Origin of the sequence: Streptomyces lothianensis (assembly GCF_047779955.1) — a bacterium.
In the GTDB taxonomy this organism is placed as follows: Bacteria; Actinomycetota; Actinomycetes; order Streptomycetales; family Streptomycetaceae; genus Streptomyces.
Map to the genome: position 1 here is coordinate 44701 of NZ_JBLMKT010000022.1, position 17545 is coordinate 62245.

Genomic DNA, 17545 nt, shown 5'->3' on the forward strand with positions numbered 1-17545 from the left:
ACAGTCTCCCGCCCCGCACCGGGTGGCCCGGACACGGGGTGCCGTTGCGGTCCCCGCACCCGGCCCGGCGGGCCGCCGGGGGTTCACAGACGGGGCGGGCGGGACTCGTACGGGGTGGAGAGGCAGACCGTCGTACGGGTGGAGACGCCCGCGAGGGCGCGGACGCGGCCGAGGAGGTCCTCCAGGCCCAGCGGCGTGGCGACGCGCACCTTGAGGATGTAGTTCTCGTCACCGGCCACACTGTGGCAGGCCTCGATCTCGGGGATGCCGGCCAGCCGTTCCGCGATGTCGTCGGGGGCGCTGGGGTCGAAGGGTTTGACGGAGATGAACGCCGTCAGGGGCAGCCCCACGGCCTCCGGATCGACCACGGCCGCGTACCCGCGGATCACGCCGCGCTGCTCGAGCCGACGCACCCGCTGGTGCACGGCGGACGTGGACAGGCCGGTGGCCTTGCCCAGGTCGGTGTAGCTCATCCGCCCGTCCTTGACGAGCAGCTGCACGATCTGGCGGTCGAGGTCCTCCATGGCGCAAGAACCTACAGGGCCGTGATCCATGGGGACACCTGGGTTACCCACGTGATACCCGCGCACTCGACGGGCGGCGGTCCCCCCGAGCTCCTGCCGTGCCGGAACGACTCCCCCGTAACCCTTCTGTGATGAACGCCACACGACTACGGCCGCGTCCGGGGCGGTGACGTGGTTACGGCGACGAACAGGCGGGAAGTGCTTGCTGTGGTCGAGGCCGCAGCGCCTTGTCGGCCCACCCGAGGGGGAGATCCCATGCAGCAACAGCAGGGCAGCACCGAGCCCGACGCGTACGACACCTTCGAGATGTTCCGGGTGATCTGCCCGGACTGCGAGCAGCCCATCGCGCTCCTCTCCGGCGAGGACGTCCTTCCACAGCACGCCAAGTGCCCCACTCCGTGGAACCCGTTCGGGCTCACCACCTGCTCGGGCACCGGCCGCCCGGCCGCGGACACCCGTCCGGCCGACGAGGGCCTCGAGGCCCAGGAGCAGGACACCGCACTGCTTCTGACGCTTCCTCAGGGCCTGGACTGGCGGACGCAGCCCTTCTCGCACGTGGGCGGGCCGGGCTCGCGCCCCATGAAGCGGTCCTCACTGCGCAGCGCCGCCTAGAGCGCGTTCAGGAGCAGCTCGGAAGCGGGCTCAGGACCGGTCCCAGTAGTCGCCCTGCACCATGGCCGCCAGGCTGGCGTGGTGCAGGATCAGTTTGTCGACGTCCGCCGGGTCTTCGGGCAGGCTCGCCTCGCCGAAGTGGACCTGCCGATAGGCGACGCGCAGCATCACGACCGCGTGCCGCAGCGCCGCGTACAGCGTGTAGAAGTCCATGTGCCGCGGCGTGTGTCCGGTGAGCCGGGCGTAGCGTTCCTCGATCCGGTCGCGGCGCAGGAATTCCGGCAGGCCCGCCTGTCCGAAGCTCACGGTGAGGTCCTGGAAGAAGCGGTGCAGGTACACCGTCCAGCCCAGGTCGACCTCGCGCGGGGCGAGGCAGGCCATCTCCCAGTCCAGGACGGCGGCAGGTGTGAAGCCGTCGTAGATGATGTTCCCGATGCGTGCGTCGCCCCAGTTGAGGACCGCTTCGCCCTCGTCGGCGGGCCACAGGTCCGCCAGCCGTTCGAAGGCCGCCTCGATGAGCGGTGAGCGTGCGGTGTCGCGCACCACCCACTCGTAGTAGGTGCGCTGAGACTCGACGTGCCGGCGCAGGGCGCTGCCCTCGCCGGGCAGTGCGAGGAAGGCGGCCTCGGCGGCCGGGAACTGGTCGTGCAGCTTGGCGATCAGGGTGATCGAGGCCGCCTCCAGTTCCTCGCGCTCGGTATCGCTCGCCTCGTACAGCCAGTTGCCTTCGTACGTGTAGGGCATGACGTCGGGCGGCACCCGGCCGTGCATGCGTTCCATCACGAAGAACGGCGCGCCGAGCGGGCCGGGATCGCGTTCCAGCCACTGCACGCGCGGTACGGGCAGTTCGGTGTGCTCGCCGACGAGGTGCATGACGCGGTGTTGCCGCTCCATGTCGTACACCGGGAAGATCGTGTACGCGGAGGGATCCGCCGCGAGACGCAACGCGCAGGCGGTGAGCGGGGTTTCGGGGTGTTCGATGTCGAAGAGCAGGGTCTCGCTGGACATGCCGTTGGACTCGGGGACGTTGACGTCGGCCGCCTTGGCGCCGGGCAGGCGTGCGTCGAGCCAGGTGGTGAGCCTGCGGCCGAGTTCCTCGGGGTCGCGGGTGCTGGTACGGGGGCGTGGTGCCGTGGCCATGGGTCGGCTCCTCTCGTGGACGGATGCGTGCGGAAACCGCTGTCGGACCCCGCTCAGGGGGCGACCGAGTCGAAGCCGGTGAACCCGGAGGGGTCGTGGCGGCCGAAGCTGCCGTGTTCGAAGATCCCGTAGCCGGTGCGTCCGTCGAGGGTGAAGCGGGCCGCGTGGTCGATCACTCCGTAGGCGGCGAGCGGATGCGCGCCGGGGTCGGAGAGGTCGTAGGTGCGGCGGTCGGTCCAGTCGTGACCGCGCCAGGTGCCGTGCTGCCAGTCGTCGGCGGGCGGGTAGCCGGCGCCGATGGCCAGGGGGATGTCCGTGAGGCAGTCGACGGTCAGTTCGGCCGGTTTGCGGGAGGCGTCCGTGAGGTGGATGACGGCGCGCTCGGGGTGGCGGCTGCCCGGGCGGTAGGCGATGTCGGCGTGCGGCCAGCCCAGTTGGACATCACGTGCGCCTTCGCGGACCAGGACGGCCTCGTTGAGGCTGCGGTAGCCGTCCGCGTCCTCCTGGGCGATGACCATGACGAAACGGTCCTCGAAGCACACCGGCACCCAGAGCCAGTGGAAGCCTTCGGTGCGCTCCTCGGCGCCGATCCGCCCGCCCTCCTCGCCGGGTATCGGCCTGACCCCCCAGCTGCGGTCGCGGGTGCCGGTCCAGCCATCGGCGGAGACCGTGATCTCCTCTCCACCGAGCCGGATGACCCCTTCGGGCCGTCCGCCCTGCACGAAGCGCCGCCCTTCCAGGGTGAGCCGGTCCCCCTTGCGCTGGGTGTGGTGCGGCTCCCAGACGGCGGGGAAGGCGGCGGTCCAGGTGAGGTCGTACGAGAGGGAGTCCGGGCCGTCGGGCGCGCACTCCAGGCGTATGCGCTTCAGCGGTTCCTCGACCGTGATCCGCAAAGGGCCCACTTCGAGCCGCATCCGGTCGTCCCCGAGTGCGTCGGAGGCGCGTACGGCATGGAGGGTGTCGCCCGTACGCAAGGTGGCGTACGCGTCGATCACCCCCATGTTGGGATAGACCCCCAGACCGAGGATGAGCAGGAACCTGCCCTCGTGGTCGAAGAGTTGGAAGATGCAGCGGTCGTAGGCGTTCCGGTCGCCGGTGGCGACCTGCTTCATCGAGAGCGGGACCTGGTGCACGGGGTACTCGTCGAGCGGAACCGGACGGTCGTCGGCCACGGCAATCCTCCCTGGACATGCGAGGGGTGCAGGGTGCTCCCCTGCGGCAGATTTGACGGTACGTCAGATCCCTTGCGGGGGGCCATAGCCGTGCCACCGCCGTCGAGGTCCCCCGGGAACGCCCGCGCGGTCACCGCGCACCACGCCAGGGCCACTCTCCGAACCGATCATCGAATCCGCACGGGGGTGTCCATGTGCCGCGAGCCGCGTTGGCCCGGGCATGACCCCCTTGCAAGAAGCCACCGGTCGGCGGCGCCGCACGCTCTACGTACCCGCGGCGGGAGAATCGGTTCAGCAGTCCGGTGACCGTGGTGCCGTGCGCGCGTCCGATCCGCCCATCTACCGGGAGCTGCTGCGGCACTGGGCGGGCAAGGGCAGGACGCTGCCGGGGCACCGCGATCCGGAGTGGGCACGGCTGACCGCCCCGACGGTGCGTCCGGGGCAGTTCGGTTCGGCGGATCCGTTCACCACGCCGACCGGGCCGGGCACGGGGCCGCGCCCGCCGCGCCAGTTCGCTCCCGGGGCGGGACGGTCCGGCGAGCCGCCGCAGCCACGGGAGCCACGGGAGCCACGGCAGGCAACGCGGGCGCCCCAGGAGGCGCGGCAGGCGCACGAGGCAACGCAGGGGGCGCGAGAGACAACGCAGGAGGCGTGGGAGGCGAGGGCACCCCAGGAGCCGCGGCAGGTGCGAGAGGCGACGCGGGAGGCGCGGGGCCTCCGGGACTCACGGCAGACGCAGGAGTCCCGGGAGCCGCACGAACAGCTCAGCGGGACTCGGGGCCCGCGAGGTGACGGGCGATGACCATCCGCTGGATCTGGTTGGTGCCCTCGACGATCTGCAGCACCTTGGCCTCACGCATCAGCCGCTCGGCCGGGAAGTCCTGCGTGTAGCCGTAGCCGCCGAGCACCTGTACGGCGTCCGTGGTGACCTTCATCGCCGCGTCCGTGCAGAAGAGCTTGGCCATCGCGGCCTGCCGCGAGAACGGCCGCCCCGCATCGCGCAGCCGGGCCGCGGCCAGGTACATGGCACGTCCGGCCTCGACCTGGGTGGCCATGTCGGCGAGCATGAAGCGCAGACCCTGGAAGTCGGCGATCGGACGCCCGAACTGCTTGCGCTCCAGCGCATAGCCGAGTGCCTCGTCGAGTGCCGCCTGGGCGACGCCGATCGCGCAGGCCGCAATGCCGAGGCGGCCGCCGTCCAGGGCGGACAGGGCGATCGCGAAGCCCTGGCCCTCCTCGCCGATCCGCCGGGCATCGCTCACCCGCACGCCGTCGAAGTGGAGCTGGGCGGTGGGCGAGCCCTTCATGCCCATCTTCTTCTCCGGCACGGCGGCCGTGAGGCCCTCTGCGTCGCCGGGCACGAGGAAGGCGGTGATCCCGCGGGAGCCCTCCGCGCCGGTGCGGGCGAGGACGGTGTAGAAGTCGGCGATCCCGCCGTGGGTGATCCAGGCCTTGGTGCCGTCGAGCACCCAGTCGTCGCCATCGCGTACGGCCTTGGTCCGCAGCGAGGCGGCGTCCGAGCCGGAGGCGGGCTCGGAGAGGCAGTACGCGCCGAGCAGTCCGCCGCCGAGCATGGCGGGCAGGTGTTCGGTGCGCTGCTCCTTGCTGCCGTAGTTGGCGAGCGCGTGGCAGGCGAGGGAGTGGACGCTGACGCCCAGGCCGACGGTGAGGCGGGCCGCGGCGAGCTCTTCGAGCACCTGGAGATAGACCTCGTAGGGCTGTGCGCCGCCGCCGAACTCCTCCCCGTACACCAGGCCGAGCAGGCCGGATTCGGAGAGCAGCGTGAACAGCTCGCGCGGGAAGTGACCCGCTTCCTCCTGTTCTGCGGCACCGGGCGCGACCTCGCCCTTGATCAGCTCGCGGACGAGCGCGAGCAGGTCCTCGGCCTCCTCGGTGGGCAGCTGTCGGTCCACCGGCTGTGGGGCTCGGACGTTCATGGGCGAGGCTCCTCCCTGTCGGGCGCGCAGCGGTCGCGCGCGCAGGGTGTGGCGGCGCCGCCGGGGTCTGACGTGCTCAGTCATATCCCTCGGGTACGGGTCGCGAAACCGGGGCGTACGACTGGCGCGGGATGAGTATGCCCGATGAAACGCTGCACGTCACCGGGTTCACGGCCGTTAACCACGAGTAGCTTCGGCAGGGCCGCGTGTCGCCTGGCTGGCGGCAGGGGAAGGCGCCGGGCCGGGCGGGCGGCGGTGCCGAGACCTGGGAAGCGGGAAAGACCCTCGGATGCGGGAAGGGCCTGGGAAGCGGGAGTGCCGCTCAGAGCAGCCCGGTCTGCGTGACGAACATGGCGAGGACCACGACGAGCGTCCAGCCCGCGAGGTGTTCGAGGATCTTGGGCCCGTGGTCGCGGGGCCCACCGGTACGGCTGCGGACGTACTCGGCGACCTCTGCGGTGTTCGCGGCGGCGTGCGCGCCGGAGCTGGAGTTCATGACGGTCTCGCTCACGGTGTACTGCGGTGGCTGTCCCCGGTTCCCCCCATGGACGCCTCCACGGTGCCACCGCGAAGGCGTCCTGGGGTAGAGGCGGACGTCATGTGTGGGCTAATCCACTTGGTCCCGAATGATCGGGATCATGCCCTGTTCGCCTCGCCCGGGAACATCAGCCGTTCAGCGGATCCCCACCGAGGCGAGCGCCGCGCACTGGGCGGCGCTCGGGCGGGCCGGGAAGTACAGGTAGCAGACGCCGCCGGTGCCGCTTCTGACCCTGCCCTCGGCGTCGTGGCGCTTGGTGCGCAGCCAGATGTTCTCCCATTCGCGGCGCCGGTAGACGCGGCGTACGGCCTCGTTGCCCGGCGAGGCGGGATCGTTGGCGATCACGTCGCCGTCCTCGGTGAAGCCGATCACGGTCATGAGGTGGCCTGCGGTGCCGTAGCCCGCGCCGGTCAGTTCCTCCTCACGGAAGGACTGGGACGTGATGGCCGGGATGCCGGCCGCGATCAGCCGCTCGAGCTCGGTGAGCGAGCCGAGCCGGGTGACGACGCCCTGCAGACCCTCGTACGAGGCCGCGTAGGCGGCGTTGAACGGCCAGTTGCCGCAGCCCTCGTACTGGTGGTCGTAGGTGTACCGGGCCGCGTGGCAGACCTGTGGATCGGCGAAGTCGGGGTTCACCCAGGCGAGGTCCTCGGGGCTCGGGCCGCGCCCCCAGTACTCGATGATCATCGTCGAGGAGGTGGGGCTGCACCAGGCCTCGCCGCCGTTGTCATACTCCGGGTACTGGCCGATGTGGGTGTTCTGCGAGTAGCACGGGACGCTCAGCTCGTGTGCCGGTCCGGGCGCCGAGGCGGGCACCTCGAAGCGGTCGGGCACATCGGAGCCCATCACCCCCGCGCGCCGAACGGTGGGCGTGGCCCGCGAGCCGGGCCTGCGCAGGAGGGCGAGGCGCAGTCGGCAGGCGGCCAGACGCAGGCCGCTCGACGCGTCGTCGAGCGCGAGCGTGTCGGTCCAGACGGAGCTCCTGCCGTCGCCCTGGCCGTCGACGGAGGTGCGCCGGATGTCCTGGTCACCGGCGGCCCAGCGGCCCATCACATACCAGGGGGTGGTGGTGCCGTCGGAGTAGGTGCCGCGCAGCTCGATCGCGATCCAGGTGCCCGCGGGGGTGTCCGCGTTCCAGGAGGCGATGACCTCGGTGGCGGGGACGGCGAGCTCCTGCTCGGGGCCGGTCCATGTGGCGTACTCCCAGTTCGCCGTGGTGCCGGTGTGCGGGTCGGTGTACTCGCGCAGGCCCTCGGGGGCGGCGATGGCGAGGCCGGGACGGGGGCCCGGAACCGCGCGGGTGCCGTGGGCGGTGCCGCGGCGCCAGTCTCCGTACGCGGTCCAGAAGTGATTGTCCACGAGACGGCCCGCCGCCGGTCCGCCCGGAGCGGCCGGTGCGCGCGAGACTGCGGAAGCGGCCGAGGCGGAGGCGGCCGAGGCGGAGGCGGAGGCGGCCGAGGCGGGGGTGGCCGAGGCGGGGGTGGCAGCAGAGGCAGCGGCGGCGGCGACCGCGGCGGTGAGGACGGTTCTGCGGGAGGTCCTGTGCGGGGAGGTCATGGGGGGCTCCTGGTCCGAAGCGAGCGGCGCCGTGGCAGGCCCGACAGCCGCCCACTATGACCGTTCGCGGGCTGCTTCGGCCAGGGTTTCGGCTCCCCGGCGCGCCACCGATATCGGTCTGGACCACTGGCATGACCTGCGGCGCCGTCCGGCCGTCGCACCGCCGCCCGTACGCTGGGCCACGATGAACCACTCCCCCGCCCAGCCTCCGGAGGCGCCCGCCTGGCCGCCCGCCGGGCTGTCCGCGCTCGCCCGCGAGCTGCGCGCTCTCGCGCCCTCCTGCGGCCCGGTGCGGCTCGTCGGGATCGACGGTCACGCCGGCTCCGGGAAGTCGACCTTCGCCCGCGCGCTCGCCGCGGAGCTCGGGGGCGCGCCGGCGCTCGGGCTCGACGACATCCGCAGCCATGCCGAGCTCTTCGACTGGACGGAGCGGTTCGCGCGCGAGGTGCTCGACCCGCTCGCGGCCGGACGGACGGCCCGCCCCGCCGCGTACGACTGGAACGCGCGCCGCTTCGGACCGGGGCCGCCCGTGGATCCCGCCCCCGTCGTCCTGGTGGAGGGCGTGGGCGCCGGGCGGCGGGCGCTGCGGCCCTGGCTGGCGCGGCTGCTGTGGATGGAGCTGCCGCCCGACCGGTCCTGGCGGCGTGGGCGCGAACGCGACGGTGTGGTGCAGCACGACTTCTGGGCCCGGTGGGAACCGGCCGAGGAAAGTCATTTCGCCGATGACCCTTCCCGGCCGTTCGCGGAGGCTCTGGTACGGCAGGTACCCGAGGGGTACGAGGTGCTGCCGGGACCGGAGTTGCGTGCAGGCTGACCCTTTGCCGTCACGCAGAGCGACCGTGCGCCGGAGCGGGCCGGGCGGCCCGGAAAAGGGCCCGATCGAGAGACTCAACTTGGCTTGACCGGGGGGTCGTACAGGACTTACGTTCTCAATGTGCGGCCGTGAGCGGTCGCCCGCAGACGCGAAGCCCCCGGTTGTTCCCCCGTGATCGGGGGCTTCGTTCTGCCCTTTGTCCCCTTTCGCGCCTTCTCCGCGCCGCCGCACCTTTACCCTCGGTAACCACGCCGGGCCCCGCCCGCGCTCCCCCTCTGCTCCCCCTGCGCCTCCCCGTGTGCACCGGCCGACTCGCGCGACGCCCTACGGCGGATGCCCGGTGCGCAGGTACGATGCCTCACGGTGCGATCGACGGGCCCCGCCCGGAGATCGCCACCACGTCAACTCCCGGCACCAGCAGTGTGGTTCGACGAACGCCGCCGACGGGCAGACGCCCGCTCGGCGCACCGACGGGGGCAGGTTTGTGGGGGACGTGATGGACTTCGGCACGCAGGGCGCAGCGGCCCCGGCCGAGCTCGCCTGGCTGCGAGGCGTCGATGCCTACACCATGGGCGCCTATCCGCAGGCCGAGGAGGAGTTCCGAACGGCCGTCCGCATCGATCCCGGGATGGCCGACGGCTGGCTGGGACTGCATGCGCTGCGGGTCGACACGACGACCGCGTTATTGCGGATGTACCGGCACCGCGACCGCTTCGGCGAGCAGCGCACCCGCCACCGCCGCACTCTCAACTCCTGGTACTGGCTGGGCTGGTGGGTCCAGCCGGTGCTGGAGAGCACCCGCGATCTGCTGCTCGCACACGCCTCCCACTGGCTCGACGGGCGCCATGTCCCCGAGCTCGACCGCGCCCTCGCGGGCCTGCCCCCGGTGGACGCCGACGCCCAGGTGCGCTTCCTGCACGCCTGCCGCTCGTACCTCGTCAAGGACTGGGACCAGCTCGTACGGCATACCGATCCGCTGATCGACGACCATGCCCTCGGGATCGAGGCGGGCCTCTTCGGCGGGATGGCGCGGGTGCGTCTGGAGATGTTCGGGCAGGCCGAGCCGCTGCTCTCGGCGGCCCTGATGCGCTGCCGCAGCGAGCAGCCGCAGCGCAAGGAGCTGCGCTACTGGCTGGCGCGCGCCCACGAGGGCACCGGGCGCAGCGCGGCCGCGCTGCCGCTGTACCGGGCGGTGCACCGGGTCGATCCGGCGTTCATGGACACCTCGGCGCGCCTTGCCGCGATCGCCGACTACGACGGGATCGACGGCGTCGAGGACGGCGGGGACTTCGCGGCCCTGACACTGTCGGGCGCCGAGCCGGGCGACTACCCGGACGGCTTCGACACCGCGTACGGGACCGAGGGCGGTGACCTCAAGGTGGACACCGATCCCCCGGGTGGCGGGCAGTCGACCGAGGCCGATGCCGTACGGGAGAAGGCGCTGATCCCCGGGCAGGCCGGGCCGCCGAGTCTGCCGACGGGTCCGGCGGATCCCGCGCTCCTTGCCGAGGCGCTCACCGAGCTTGAGCGCATGGTCGGTCTGGAGCCGGTGAAGCGGCAGGTCAAGGCGCTGTCCGCACAGCTGCGGATGGCACGCCTTCGGGCCGACAAGGGGCTGCCCGTGCAGCCGCCGAAGCGGCATTTCGTCTTCTCCGGCCCGTCCGGGACCGGCAAGACCACGGTCGCCCGCATCCTGGGCCGGGTCTTCTACGCGTTGGGGCTGCTCGGCGGCGACCATCTCGTGGAGGCCCAGCGGGCCGATCTCGTGGGCGAGTTCCTCGGGCAGACCGCGGTCAAGGCGAACGAGCTGATCGACTCGGCGCTCGGCGGGGTGCTCTTCGTCGACGAGGCGTACGCGCTGTCCAACTCCGGCTACAGCAAGGGCGATGCGTACGGGGACGAGGCGCTGCAGGTGCTGTTGAAGCGGGCCGAGGACAACCGCGACCACCTCGTGGTGATCCTCGCCGGCTATCCGGAGGGCATGGACCGGCTGCTGGCCGCGAACCCCGGGCTGTCCTCACGGTTCACGACGCGGGTGGACTTCCCCACGTACCGGCCGCTGGAGCTGACCGCCATCGGCGAGGTGCTCGCGGCGGAGAACGGGGACCGGTGGGACGAGGAGTCCCTCGACGAGCTGCGCTCGATCGCCGGGCATGTCGTCGACCAGGGGTGGATCGACGAGCTCGGCAACGGGCGCTTCCTGCGGACCCTGTACGAGAAGAGCTGCGCGTACCGGGACCTGCGGCTGTCCGCGTATCCCGAGGAGCCGTCGGTGGAGGAGCTGGCGACGCTGCGGCTCGCGGATCTGATGCAGGCGTACGGCGAGGTGCTGTCGGGGCGGGGGCCGGGGGATGCGCCGACGGTGTGAGGGGGCGGTGTCCGGGGTTGGCGGGGTAGATGTGGCTGCGGGTGGGCGGGCGCCTTGCGGGCTCAGACACCCGCATAGTCGTCGGTGACCGGCTCCACGGGGTGTCCGTGCGCCCTCGGGGCGGGCTGTGGCAGGACGCGGTGCGCCGGGTCCCGTACCTCGCCCACCAGGAGTTCCAGTACGTCCTCCAGCGCGACCAGGCCGAGCACTCGGCCCGAGGGGTCCGCGACCTTCGCGAGGTGGGTCGCCGCGCGCTGCATGACGGCCAGGGCGTCGTCCAGGGGCAGTTCCGCGCGCAGCGTGGCCATGGGGCGCCAGACCGCCTGCGGGACGGCGCGTTCCGTTTCCTCGACGTCGAGGACGTCCTTGACGTGCAGGTAGCCCATGAAGGCGCCGCCGTCCGCGCAGACCGGGAAGCGTGAGTAGCCGGTGCGGACCGTCAGTTCCTCGATCTGCCGCGGGGTGACGGTGGGCGCCACCGTCACCAGTTCGGCCGGGTCGAGCAGGACTTCGGTGACCGGGCGGCTGCCCAGCTCCAGGGCGTCGCCGAGGATCTCCTGCTCCTCGGGTTCGAGCAGCCCCGCCTGCCCTGCGTCCTCGACGAGCCGCCCCAACTGCACGCTGGTGAAGACGGCCTCGACCTCGTCCTTCGGCTCGACCCGGAACAGCAGCAGCACCGCGCGCGAGCAGGCACCGAACGCGGCGGTGACCGGGCGGCACAGCCGCGCGAAGGCGACGAGCGCCGGGCTCAGCCACATGGCGGTCTTCTCGGGTGCGGCCATCGCGAGGTTCTTCGGCAGCATCTCGCCGACCACGAGGTGCAGGAAGACGACCACGGCGAGCGCGATGACGTAACCGAGCGGATGGATCAGTCCCCCGGGCACGTGCAGTGCGTGGAAGACGGGTTCGAGCAGATGCGCCACGGTCGGTTCGGCGACCGCGCCGAGCGTCAGGGAGCAGATGGTGATGCCGAACTGGGCGGCGGCCATCATCTGCGGCAGGTGTTCGAGCCCGTACAGGACCCGACGGGCGCGCGCCGAGCTCTCGGCGTACGGCTCGATCTGGCTGCGGCGCACCGAGACGAGAGCGAACTCGGCGCCGACGAAGAAACCGTTGCCGAGCACAAGAAGCAGGGCAAAAAGGAGATACAGGACGCTCATCGCACCGCCGCCAGGGGGCGCGACGAGGTACGGACGAGACGCACGCGCTCCGCCCGGTTGTGGCCGACCTCGCGCACGGAGAGCCGCCAGCCAGGGAGTTCGGCGTGGTCGCCCGGGGCCGGAATACGGCCGAGCAGATCGGCGACCAGGCCGGCGACCGTCTCGTAGGGGCCTTCGGGGACCTGGAGCCCTATCCGCTGCAGGGTGTCGACGCGGCAACTGCCGTCTGCGTCCCAGGCGGGCCTGCCGTCCTCGGCGGGCGCGGTGGCGAGGTCCGGTGCGGCGTCCCTGTCGTGCTCGTCGCGGACCTCGCCGACAAGTTCCTCGACGATGTCCTCCAGGGTCACCACACCCGCCGTGCCTCCGTACTCGTCCACCACGACGGCGATCGGCTGCTCGCGGCGCAGCTGCTGGAGCAGGGACCGCACGGGCAGCGTCTCGGGGACGAGGAGCGGCCGCAGGGCGATCCGGCCGACCGGGGTGCGGCCGCGTTCCTGGGCGCGTACGGCCAGGGCGTCCTTGAGGTGGACCATGCCGATGATTTCGTCGATGCGCTTCCGGTAGACAGGGAAGCGCGAGAGGCCGGTCGCGCGGGTCAGGTTGACGACGTCGGCGGCGGTCGCGGAGGACTGCAGCGCGTTCACCTTCACGCGGGGCGTCATCACGTCCTTGGCGGTCAGCTCGCCGAGCGACAGGGTCCGTACGAACAGGTCCGCGGTGTCCGCTTCGAGCGCTCCGGCCTGTGCGGAGTGCTGCGCGAGGGACATCAGCTCCTCGGGAGTACGGGCCGAGGCGAGCTCGTCGGCGGGCTCGACGCCGAAGGAGCGGACGATTCGGTTGGCGACGGAGTTCAGGGCGGCGATCACCGGGCGCAGCAGCCGGGCGAAGGCGCCCTGCGGTCCGGCCACGAAACGGGCGACCTGGAGGGGCCGGGAGACGGCCCAGTTCTTGGGCACCAGTTCGCCGATCACCATCTGCACCGCGGAGGCGAGCAGCATGCCGACGGCGACGGAGACACCGGGCACCGCTCCCTCGGGGATCCCGGTCGCGGTGAACGGGCCGGCGAGCAGCCGCGCAAGCGCGGGCTCGGCCAGCATGCCGACCACGAGGGAGGTGATGGTGATGCCGAGCTGGGTGCCGGAGAGCTGGAAGGAGAGTTCGCGCAGGGCGGCGACGACCCTGCGGGCCTTGCGGTCGCCGGACTCCGCGGCCCGCTCGGCCTCCGGGCGCTCCACGGTGACCAGGCCGAACTCGGCCGCAACGAAGAACCCGTTGGCGAGGATGAGCAGGAAGGCTGCCGCGAGCAGGAGCAGGGGGATGATCATGCCGCCTGCTTCCCGGGGGCGGTCGGGGACCTGTGGGAAGGGGCGGCGCAGGTACTACCGGACGATCCGTCCATCGGCGGAGGGGGTCACTCCTCGGTTCGCAGGGGTCGTCCCGTGGTCCGGACCGGAAGCTCGGGACGGGCGGCGGGTTCGTCCGCCTCTGCCAACAGATTAATCACGAGCGAGGGTTCTGTGTCAGTGCCGGTGTGCGTCAGTTGGCGTCCGCGCCGGTGCCGTGCGCCTCGGCGAGGCTGCGCAGCGCGCTCGCGTCGCGGATCGCCTGCTGCTTGCCGATGCCCGGCTGGATACCGAGGGCGGGCAGGCTCGTGCCGTCGCTCAGGTCGAGGAAGACCCAGGGGTCGCCGGGCCGCAGGTTCACCTGAAGGATCTCCGCCCAGGCCAGGCGCCGGCTGCGGGTCAGGTTGACGACGGTGACCCCGCTCTCGTCGGCCACGACCTTCGGCCGCGCGAGCAGCACCAGGACGGAGGAGAGCAGCGCGGCCGTGAAGACGAAGGACACCCGCTCGCCGGGGCCGAGCCCCGGCACGATCAGACCGATCGTGGTGACGACGACGAACATCGCCGCCCCGGCCGTCAGGAGCACGGCGCGGGTGCGGGTGGGCCGGAAGGTGACCGGCAGGGAAGGGGTTCGCTCACTCATCGCAGTCGCCCCGGATCAGAGCCGGCAGGCGTGGATGGCGGTGGTGAGGATCGCGCGGGCGCCCAGCGCGTACAGGTCGTCCATGATCCGCTGGGAGTCCTTGGCGAGGACCATCGCACGGACCGCGACCCAGCCCTCGTTGTGCAGCGGCGAGACGGTCGGGCCTTCGAGTCCGGGCGTGAGGGCGACCGCGGCCTCCAGGTGCTCGGCGCGGCAGTCGTAGTCCATCATCACGTAGGTGCGGGCGACGAGAACGCCCTGCAGGCGGCGCAGGAACTGCTGAACCTTGGAGTCTTCACCGTTCTCGCCGTTCTCGCCGTTCTCGCCGTTCTCGCCGTTCGCTCCGGTGCGCCGGATGACGACGGCCTCGGAGCGCATGATCGGCTCTCCGAAGACCTCGAGCCCCGCGTTGCGCAGCGAGGTTCCGGTCTCGACGACATCCGCGATGGCATCGGCGACGCCCAGCTCGATGGCGGTCTCGACGGCGCCGTCGAGGTGCACGACCGAGGCGTCGACGCCCTGTTCGGCGAGGTACTTGGCGACGATGCCCTCGTAGGAGGTGGCGATGGTGCGGCCCGCGAGGTCCTCGACGCTCGCCACCGCGCCGGGCTTGGCGGCGAAGCGGAAGGTGGAGCGGGCGAAGCCGAGCGGCAGGATCGGCTCGGCGCTCGCGCCGGAGTCGATCAGGAGGTCCTCGCCGGTGATGCCGATGTCGAGCCGGCCCTGGGCCACGTAGACCGCAATGTCCTTCGGCCGGAGGTAGAAGAACTCCACCTCGTTGCCGGGGTCGACGTGGACGAGTTCCTTCGACTCCTTGCGCTGGGAGTAACCGGCCTCATGGAGCATCGCCGACGCAGGTCCGGACAGTGAACCCTTGTTGGGGACGGCGATGCGCAGCATGAGGTCGGCTCTTCCTTGCGTAGGGGTATACGGGCTGGTGGTGGCCGCTCACCGGACAGCGGCGGCGGGAGGCACCGGGGCGTGCTCAGAGATGGGCGTAGACGTCGTCGAGGGTGACGCCGGTCGCGACCATCATCACCTGGACGTGGTAGAGCAGCTGCGAGATCTCCTCGGCGGCCGCCTCCTTGCCCTCGTACTCGGCGGCCATCCAGACCTCGGCGGCCTCCTCGACGACCTTCTTGCCGATGGCATGCACACCCTTGTCCACCAGCTCGGCGGTACGGGAGGTGGCGGGGTCGCCGGTTGCGGCCTTGTGCTGGAGCTCGGAGAACAGCTCCTCGAACGTCTTCTTGGACATGATGGCTCTCACTCTACGCGGCCCCGGGCCCCGTTCTAACGCCAGGGTTCCGCGACGGTACGCAGCGTGGCGGCGGTGGCGACGGCCGCGGTGACCGCTTCGTGCCCCTTGTCCTCGTTCGAACCCTCGATACCGGCGCGGTCCAGGGCCTGTTCCTCGGTGTCGCAGGTCAGCACGCCGAAGCCGATCGGGACGCCGGTGTCCACGCTGACCCGGGTGAGGCCCTCGGTCACGCCCTGGCACACGTACTCGAAGTGCGGGGTGCCGCCGCGGATGACGACGCCGAGCGCCACGATCGCGTCGTAGCCGCGGTCGGCGAGGACCTTGGCGACCACGGGCAGCTCGAAGCTGCCGGGGACGCGCAGCAGGGTCGGCTCGTCGATGCCCAGCTCGTGCAGGGCCCGCAGGGCGCCGTCGACGAGGCCGTCCATGACCTTCTCGTGCCACTGTGCCGCGACCACCGCGACCCTGAGGTCGCCGCAGTTCTTCACGCTGAGTTCGGGTGCGCCCTTACCGCTCACGTGCTCTTCTCCTCGTATCGCCGGATATGCCGGGTCTGGATGGGTGGGCCGGTGGGTTACTGCGCGTCGAGCCAGGGCAGGTCGTGCCCCATGCGGTCGCGCTTGGTGCGCAGATAGCGCAGATTGTGCTCGCCGGCGGGAAGCGGCAGGACCTCGCGTCCGCTGATCCTCATGCCGTGCCGGGTGAGCGCATCGGTCTTCTCGGGATTGTTGGTCATCAGCCGCACACTGCGTACGCCGAGATCGCCGAGGATCTGTGCGCCGGCGCCGTAGTCGCGGGCGTCGGCGGGCAGGCCGAGCTCCAGGTTGGCGTCGAGGGTGTCGCGGCCGCGCTCCTGGAGCTCGTAGGCGCGCAGCTTGGAAAGCAGTCCGATGCCGCGGCCCTCGTGGCCGCGCAGATAGACGATGACGCCGCGGCCCGCCGCCCGGACGCGGTCCATGGCGGCCTCCAGCTGGGGGCCGCAGTCGCAGCGCAGCGAGTGGAAGACATCCCCGGTCAGGCACTCGGAGTGGATCCGCACGAGCACGTCGTCGCCGTCGCCGATCTCGCCGTGCACGAGCGCCACGTGCTCGACGCCGTCCACGGTCGAGCGGTAGCCGTACGCGGTGAACTCGCCGTGCCGCGTGGGCAGGTGGACCTCGGCCTCGCGGCGGACGGTCGGCTCGGAGCTTCTGCGGTAGGCGATGAGGTCCTCGATCGAGATGATCGTCAGACCGTGCTTGCGGGCGAAGGGCACCAGATCGGGCAGCCGCAGCATCGCGCCGTCCTCGCCGGCGATCTCGACGATCGCCCCGGCGGGGCGCAGCCCCGCGAGCCGGGCCAGGTCGACGGCGGCCTCGGTGTGGCCGCCCCGGACGAGCACACCGCCTTCGCGGGCGCGCAGCGGGAAGATGTGGCCGGGGCGCACGAAGTCGTCGGCCTCGGTGGTGCCGCTCGCCAGGAGCCGCAGCGTGGTGGCGCGGTCCCAGGCGGAGATGCCGGTGGTGACGCCGTGGGCGCCGGAGGCGTCGACGGAGACGGTGAAGGCGGTCTTCATCGACTCGGTGTTGTCGGCGACCATCTGCGGCAGCTGCAGCCGGTCCAGCTCGTCGCTCTCCATGGGGGCGCAGATCAGGCCGCGGCATTCGCTCATCATGAACGCGATGATCTCGGGGGTGGCCTTCTCGGCGGCGATGACGAGGTCGCCCTCGTTCTCCCGGTCCTCGTCGTCCACGACGACGACCGGGCGGCCGGCCGCGATGTCGGCGATGGCCTGCTCGACCGGGTCGAGGCTCAGGTCCTCCATGTCGTCGGGGTAGCCGGGAATGCAGGTGACGTCCGTGGCGGTCATGCCGGGGCTCCTTCCAGCACCGGGGCGGTGGTGCGCGAGCGCAGCCACCAGTCGCGCATGCCCCACAGGACGAGCGCGCCGTAGATGACGTAGACGAATCCGGAGAAGGCGTAGCCGTTGGCGAAGTTCAGCGGGACGCCCACGAGGTCGACGAGCAGCCAGGCGAACCAGAACTCGACCAGGCCGCGCGCCTGGGCGTACATCGCGACGATGGTGCCGACGAAGATGTAGGCGTCCGGCCAGGGGTCCCAGGACAGCGACGGGTAGGCCTTGAAGAGCAGCGCGACGGCGACGGTGCCGGCGGCCGCGGCGGCGACCATGAGGCCGCGCTCCTTCCAGCTCGCGAAGCGCACGGCGATGGAGCCGTCCTGGGCCTCCTTCTTGCCGCGGCTCCAGGCGATCCAGCCCATGACGGCCACGGCCATCACCACGGCCTGCTTGCCCGCGCTGCCGGTGAGGTGGCCGGCGAAGGCGCCGAAGAGGATCAGTCCGGCGGCGAACTGCACGGGCCACGTCCACACGGAGCGCTTCCAGCCGAGCGCGAGGGCGGCGAGGCCGAAGGTATTGCCGATCATGTCGGACCAGAGGATGTGCTGGCCGAAGGCGGTGAACGCCTCGGAGTTCAGC

The 17545-nt window shown here is 71.6% G+C and carries 17 protein-coding genes; 3 read left to right on the plus strand and 14 right to left on the minus strand.

The genetic code is table 11. From position 1 onward, the window contains the following. Window positions 1-83: 83 nt before the first annotated feature. Window positions 84-524, minus strand: coding sequence for an Lrp/AsnC family transcriptional regulator (locus ACLF6P_RS05335; RefSeq protein WP_415948467.1), 441 nt, complete (start codon window positions 522-524; stop codon window positions 84-86). Window positions 525-779: 255 nt separating this feature from the next. On the opposite strand from ACLF6P_RS05335, the gene ACLF6P_RS05340 reads away from it, so the two are divergent. Then, window positions 780-1136, plus strand: a complete 357-nt coding sequence (locus ACLF6P_RS05340; protein WP_415948468.1) for a hypothetical protein — start codon at window positions 780-782, stop codon at window positions 1134-1136. A gap of 30 nt (window positions 1137-1166) precedes the next feature. Here ACLF6P_RS05340 and ACLF6P_RS05345 read toward each other — a convergent pair whose 3' ends face one another. The 5 genes from ACLF6P_RS05345 to ACLF6P_RS05365 all read right to left on the minus strand — a co-directional run bounded on the left by ACLF6P_RS05345 (window position 1167) and on the right by ACLF6P_RS05365 (window position 7480). After that, window positions 1167-2276: a phosphotransferase family protein gene (locus tag ACLF6P_RS05345; RefSeq protein ID WP_415948470.1), complete on the minus strand. Its 1110-nt coding sequence runs from the start codon at window positions 2274-2276 to the stop codon at window positions 1167-1169. Window positions 2277-2329: 53 nt separating this feature from the next. Continuing rightward, window positions 2330-3448 carry an Rv3169 family protein gene (locus ACLF6P_RS05350; protein ID WP_415948471.1) on the minus strand — a complete coding sequence of 373 codons (1119 nt, stop codon included), beginning with the start codon at window positions 3446-3448 and terminating at the stop codon, window positions 2330-2332. 764 nt (window positions 3449-4212) lie between these two features. Further along, window positions 4213-5385 carry an acyl-CoA dehydrogenase family protein gene (locus ACLF6P_RS05355; RefSeq protein WP_415948473.1) on the minus strand — a complete coding sequence of 391 codons (1173 nt, stop codon included), beginning with the start codon at window positions 5383-5385 and terminating at the stop codon, window positions 4213-4215. Between the two features lie 322 nt (window positions 5386-5707). Further along, entirely contained in the window at window positions 5708-5896 is a 189-nt protein-coding gene (locus tag ACLF6P_RS05360) for an SCO1431 family membrane protein (RefSeq protein WP_415948475.1), read from the minus strand. Window positions 5897-6058: 162 nt separating this feature from the next. Continuing rightward, window positions 6059-7480: a peptidase C39 family protein gene (locus tag ACLF6P_RS05365; RefSeq protein WP_415948476.1), complete on the minus strand. Its 1422-nt coding sequence runs from the start codon at window positions 7478-7480 to the stop codon at window positions 6059-6061. A 184-nt stretch (window positions 7481-7664) separates the two neighbouring features. Between ACLF6P_RS05365 and ACLF6P_RS05370 the strand changes: the two genes are divergently transcribed. Both ACLF6P_RS05370 and ACLF6P_RS05375 read left to right on the plus strand, forming a co-directional pair. After that, window positions 7665-8294, plus strand: coding sequence for a uridine kinase family protein (locus ACLF6P_RS05370; RefSeq protein ID WP_415948477.1), 630 nt, complete (start codon window positions 7665-7667; stop codon window positions 8292-8294). Between the two features lie 496 nt (window positions 8295-8790). Beyond that, window positions 8791-10662, plus strand: coding sequence for an AAA family ATPase (locus ACLF6P_RS05375; RefSeq protein ID WP_415948478.1), 1872 nt, complete (start codon window positions 8791-8793; stop codon window positions 10660-10662). Window positions 10663-10724: 62 nt separating this feature from the next. Here ACLF6P_RS05375 and ACLF6P_RS05380 read toward each other — a convergent pair whose 3' ends face one another. From ACLF6P_RS05380 to ACLF6P_RS05415, 8 genes are all read right to left on the minus strand, one after another. Beyond that, window positions 10725-11822 (minus strand): hemolysin family protein, encoded by a 1098-nt coding sequence (locus tag ACLF6P_RS05380; protein WP_415948480.1) that lies wholly within the window; start codon window positions 11820-11822, stop codon window positions 10725-10727. Then, window positions 11819-13147, minus strand: a complete 1329-nt coding sequence (locus ACLF6P_RS05385) for a hemolysin family protein (protein ID WP_415948482.1) — start codon at window positions 13145-13147, stop codon at window positions 11819-11821. The genes ACLF6P_RS05380 and ACLF6P_RS05385 overlap by 4 nt, the downstream gene beginning before the upstream one ends. 211 nt (window positions 13148-13358) lie before the next feature. Beyond that, window positions 13359-13808, minus strand: coding sequence for a PH domain-containing protein (locus ACLF6P_RS05390; protein ID WP_415948484.1), 450 nt, complete (start codon window positions 13806-13808; stop codon window positions 13359-13361). A gap of 15 nt (window positions 13809-13823) precedes the next feature. Next, window positions 13824-14708 carry an ATP phosphoribosyltransferase gene (gene hisG, locus ACLF6P_RS05395; protein ID WP_415948485.1) on the minus strand — a complete coding sequence of 295 codons (885 nt, stop codon included), beginning with the start codon at window positions 14706-14708 and terminating at the stop codon, window positions 13824-13826. A gap of 85 nt (window positions 14709-14793) precedes the next feature. After that, entirely contained in the window at window positions 14794-15066 is a 273-nt protein-coding gene (locus ACLF6P_RS05400) for a phosphoribosyl-ATP diphosphatase (protein ID WP_415948487.1), read from the minus strand. Between the two features lie 35 nt (window positions 15067-15101). Further along, window positions 15102-15587, minus strand: a complete 486-nt coding sequence (gene ribH / locus ACLF6P_RS05405; RefSeq protein ID WP_415948488.1) for a 6,7-dimethyl-8-ribityllumazine synthase — start codon at window positions 15585-15587, stop codon at window positions 15102-15104. A gap of 56 nt (window positions 15588-15643) precedes the next feature. Continuing rightward, window positions 15644-16918 (minus strand): bifunctional 3,4-dihydroxy-2-butanone-4-phosphate synthase/GTP cyclohydrolase II, encoded by a 1275-nt coding sequence (locus ACLF6P_RS05410; protein WP_415948489.1) that lies wholly within the window; start codon window positions 16916-16918, stop codon window positions 15644-15646. Then, the gene (locus ACLF6P_RS05415; RefSeq protein ID WP_415948630.1) at window positions 16915-17493 is read right to left on the minus strand and encodes a nicotinamide mononucleotide transporter family protein; all 579 of its coding nucleotides are present in this window, start codon (window positions 17491-17493) and stop codon (window positions 16915-16917) included. Before ACLF6P_RS05415 ends, ACLF6P_RS05410 begins: the two co-directional genes overlap by 4 nt. Between the last annotated feature and the right edge of the window lie 52 nt (window positions 17494-17545).

Bases quoted from the DNA above. Each gene is read 5' to 3' on its own strand.
- ACLF6P_RS05335 (WP_415948467.1), bottom strand. From the start codon at position 524: ATGGAGGACCTCGACCGCCAGATCGTGCAGCTGCTCGTCAAGGACGGG.
- ACLF6P_RS05400 (WP_415948487.1), bottom strand. From the start codon at position 15,066: ATGTCCAAGAAGACGTTCGAGGAGCTGTTCTCCGAGCTCCAGCACAAG.
- ACLF6P_RS05375 (WP_415948478.1), top strand. From the start codon at position 8,791: ATGGACTTCGGCACGCAGGGCGCAGCGGCCCCGGCCGAGCTCGCCTGG.
- ACLF6P_RS05410 (WP_415948489.1), bottom strand. From the start codon at position 16,918: ATGACCGCCACGGACGTCACCTGCATTCCCGGCTACCCCGACGACATG.
- ACLF6P_RS05380 (WP_415948480.1), bottom strand. From the start codon at position 11,822: ATGAGCGTCCTGTATCTCCTTTTTGCCCTGCTTCTTGTGCTCGGCAAC.
- ACLF6P_RS05385 (WP_415948482.1), bottom strand. From the start codon at position 13,147: ATGATCATCCCCCTGCTCCTGCTCGCGGCAGCCTTCCTGCTCATCCTC.
- ACLF6P_RS05415 (WP_415948630.1), bottom strand. From the start codon at position 17,493: ATGATCGGCAATACCTTCGGCCTCGCCGCCCTCGCGCTCGGCTGGAAG.
- ACLF6P_RS05365 (WP_415948476.1), bottom strand. From the start codon at position 7,480: ATGACCTCCCCGCACAGGACCTCCCGCAGAACCGTCCTCACCGCCGCG.
- ACLF6P_RS05355 (WP_415948473.1), bottom strand. From the start codon at position 5,385: ATGAACGTCCGAGCCCCACAGCCGGTGGACCGACAGCTGCCCACCGAG.
- ACLF6P_RS05390 (WP_415948484.1), bottom strand. From the start codon at position 13,808: ATGAGTGAGCGAACCCCTTCCCTGCCGGTCACCTTCCGGCCCACCCGC.
- ACLF6P_RS05370 (WP_415948477.1), top strand. From the start codon at position 7,665: ATGAACCACTCCCCCGCCCAGCCTCCGGAGGCGCCCGCCTGGCCGCCC.
- ACLF6P_RS05340 (WP_415948468.1), top strand. From the start codon at position 780: ATGCAGCAACAGCAGGGCAGCACCGAGCCCGACGCGTACGACACCTTC.
- hisG (WP_415948485.1), bottom strand. From the start codon at position 14,708: ATGCTGCGCATCGCCGTCCCCAACAAGGGTTCACTGTCCGGACCTGCG.
- ACLF6P_RS05345 (WP_415948470.1), bottom strand. From the start codon at position 2,276: ATGGCCACGGCACCACGCCCCCGTACCAGCACCCGCGACCCCGAGGAA.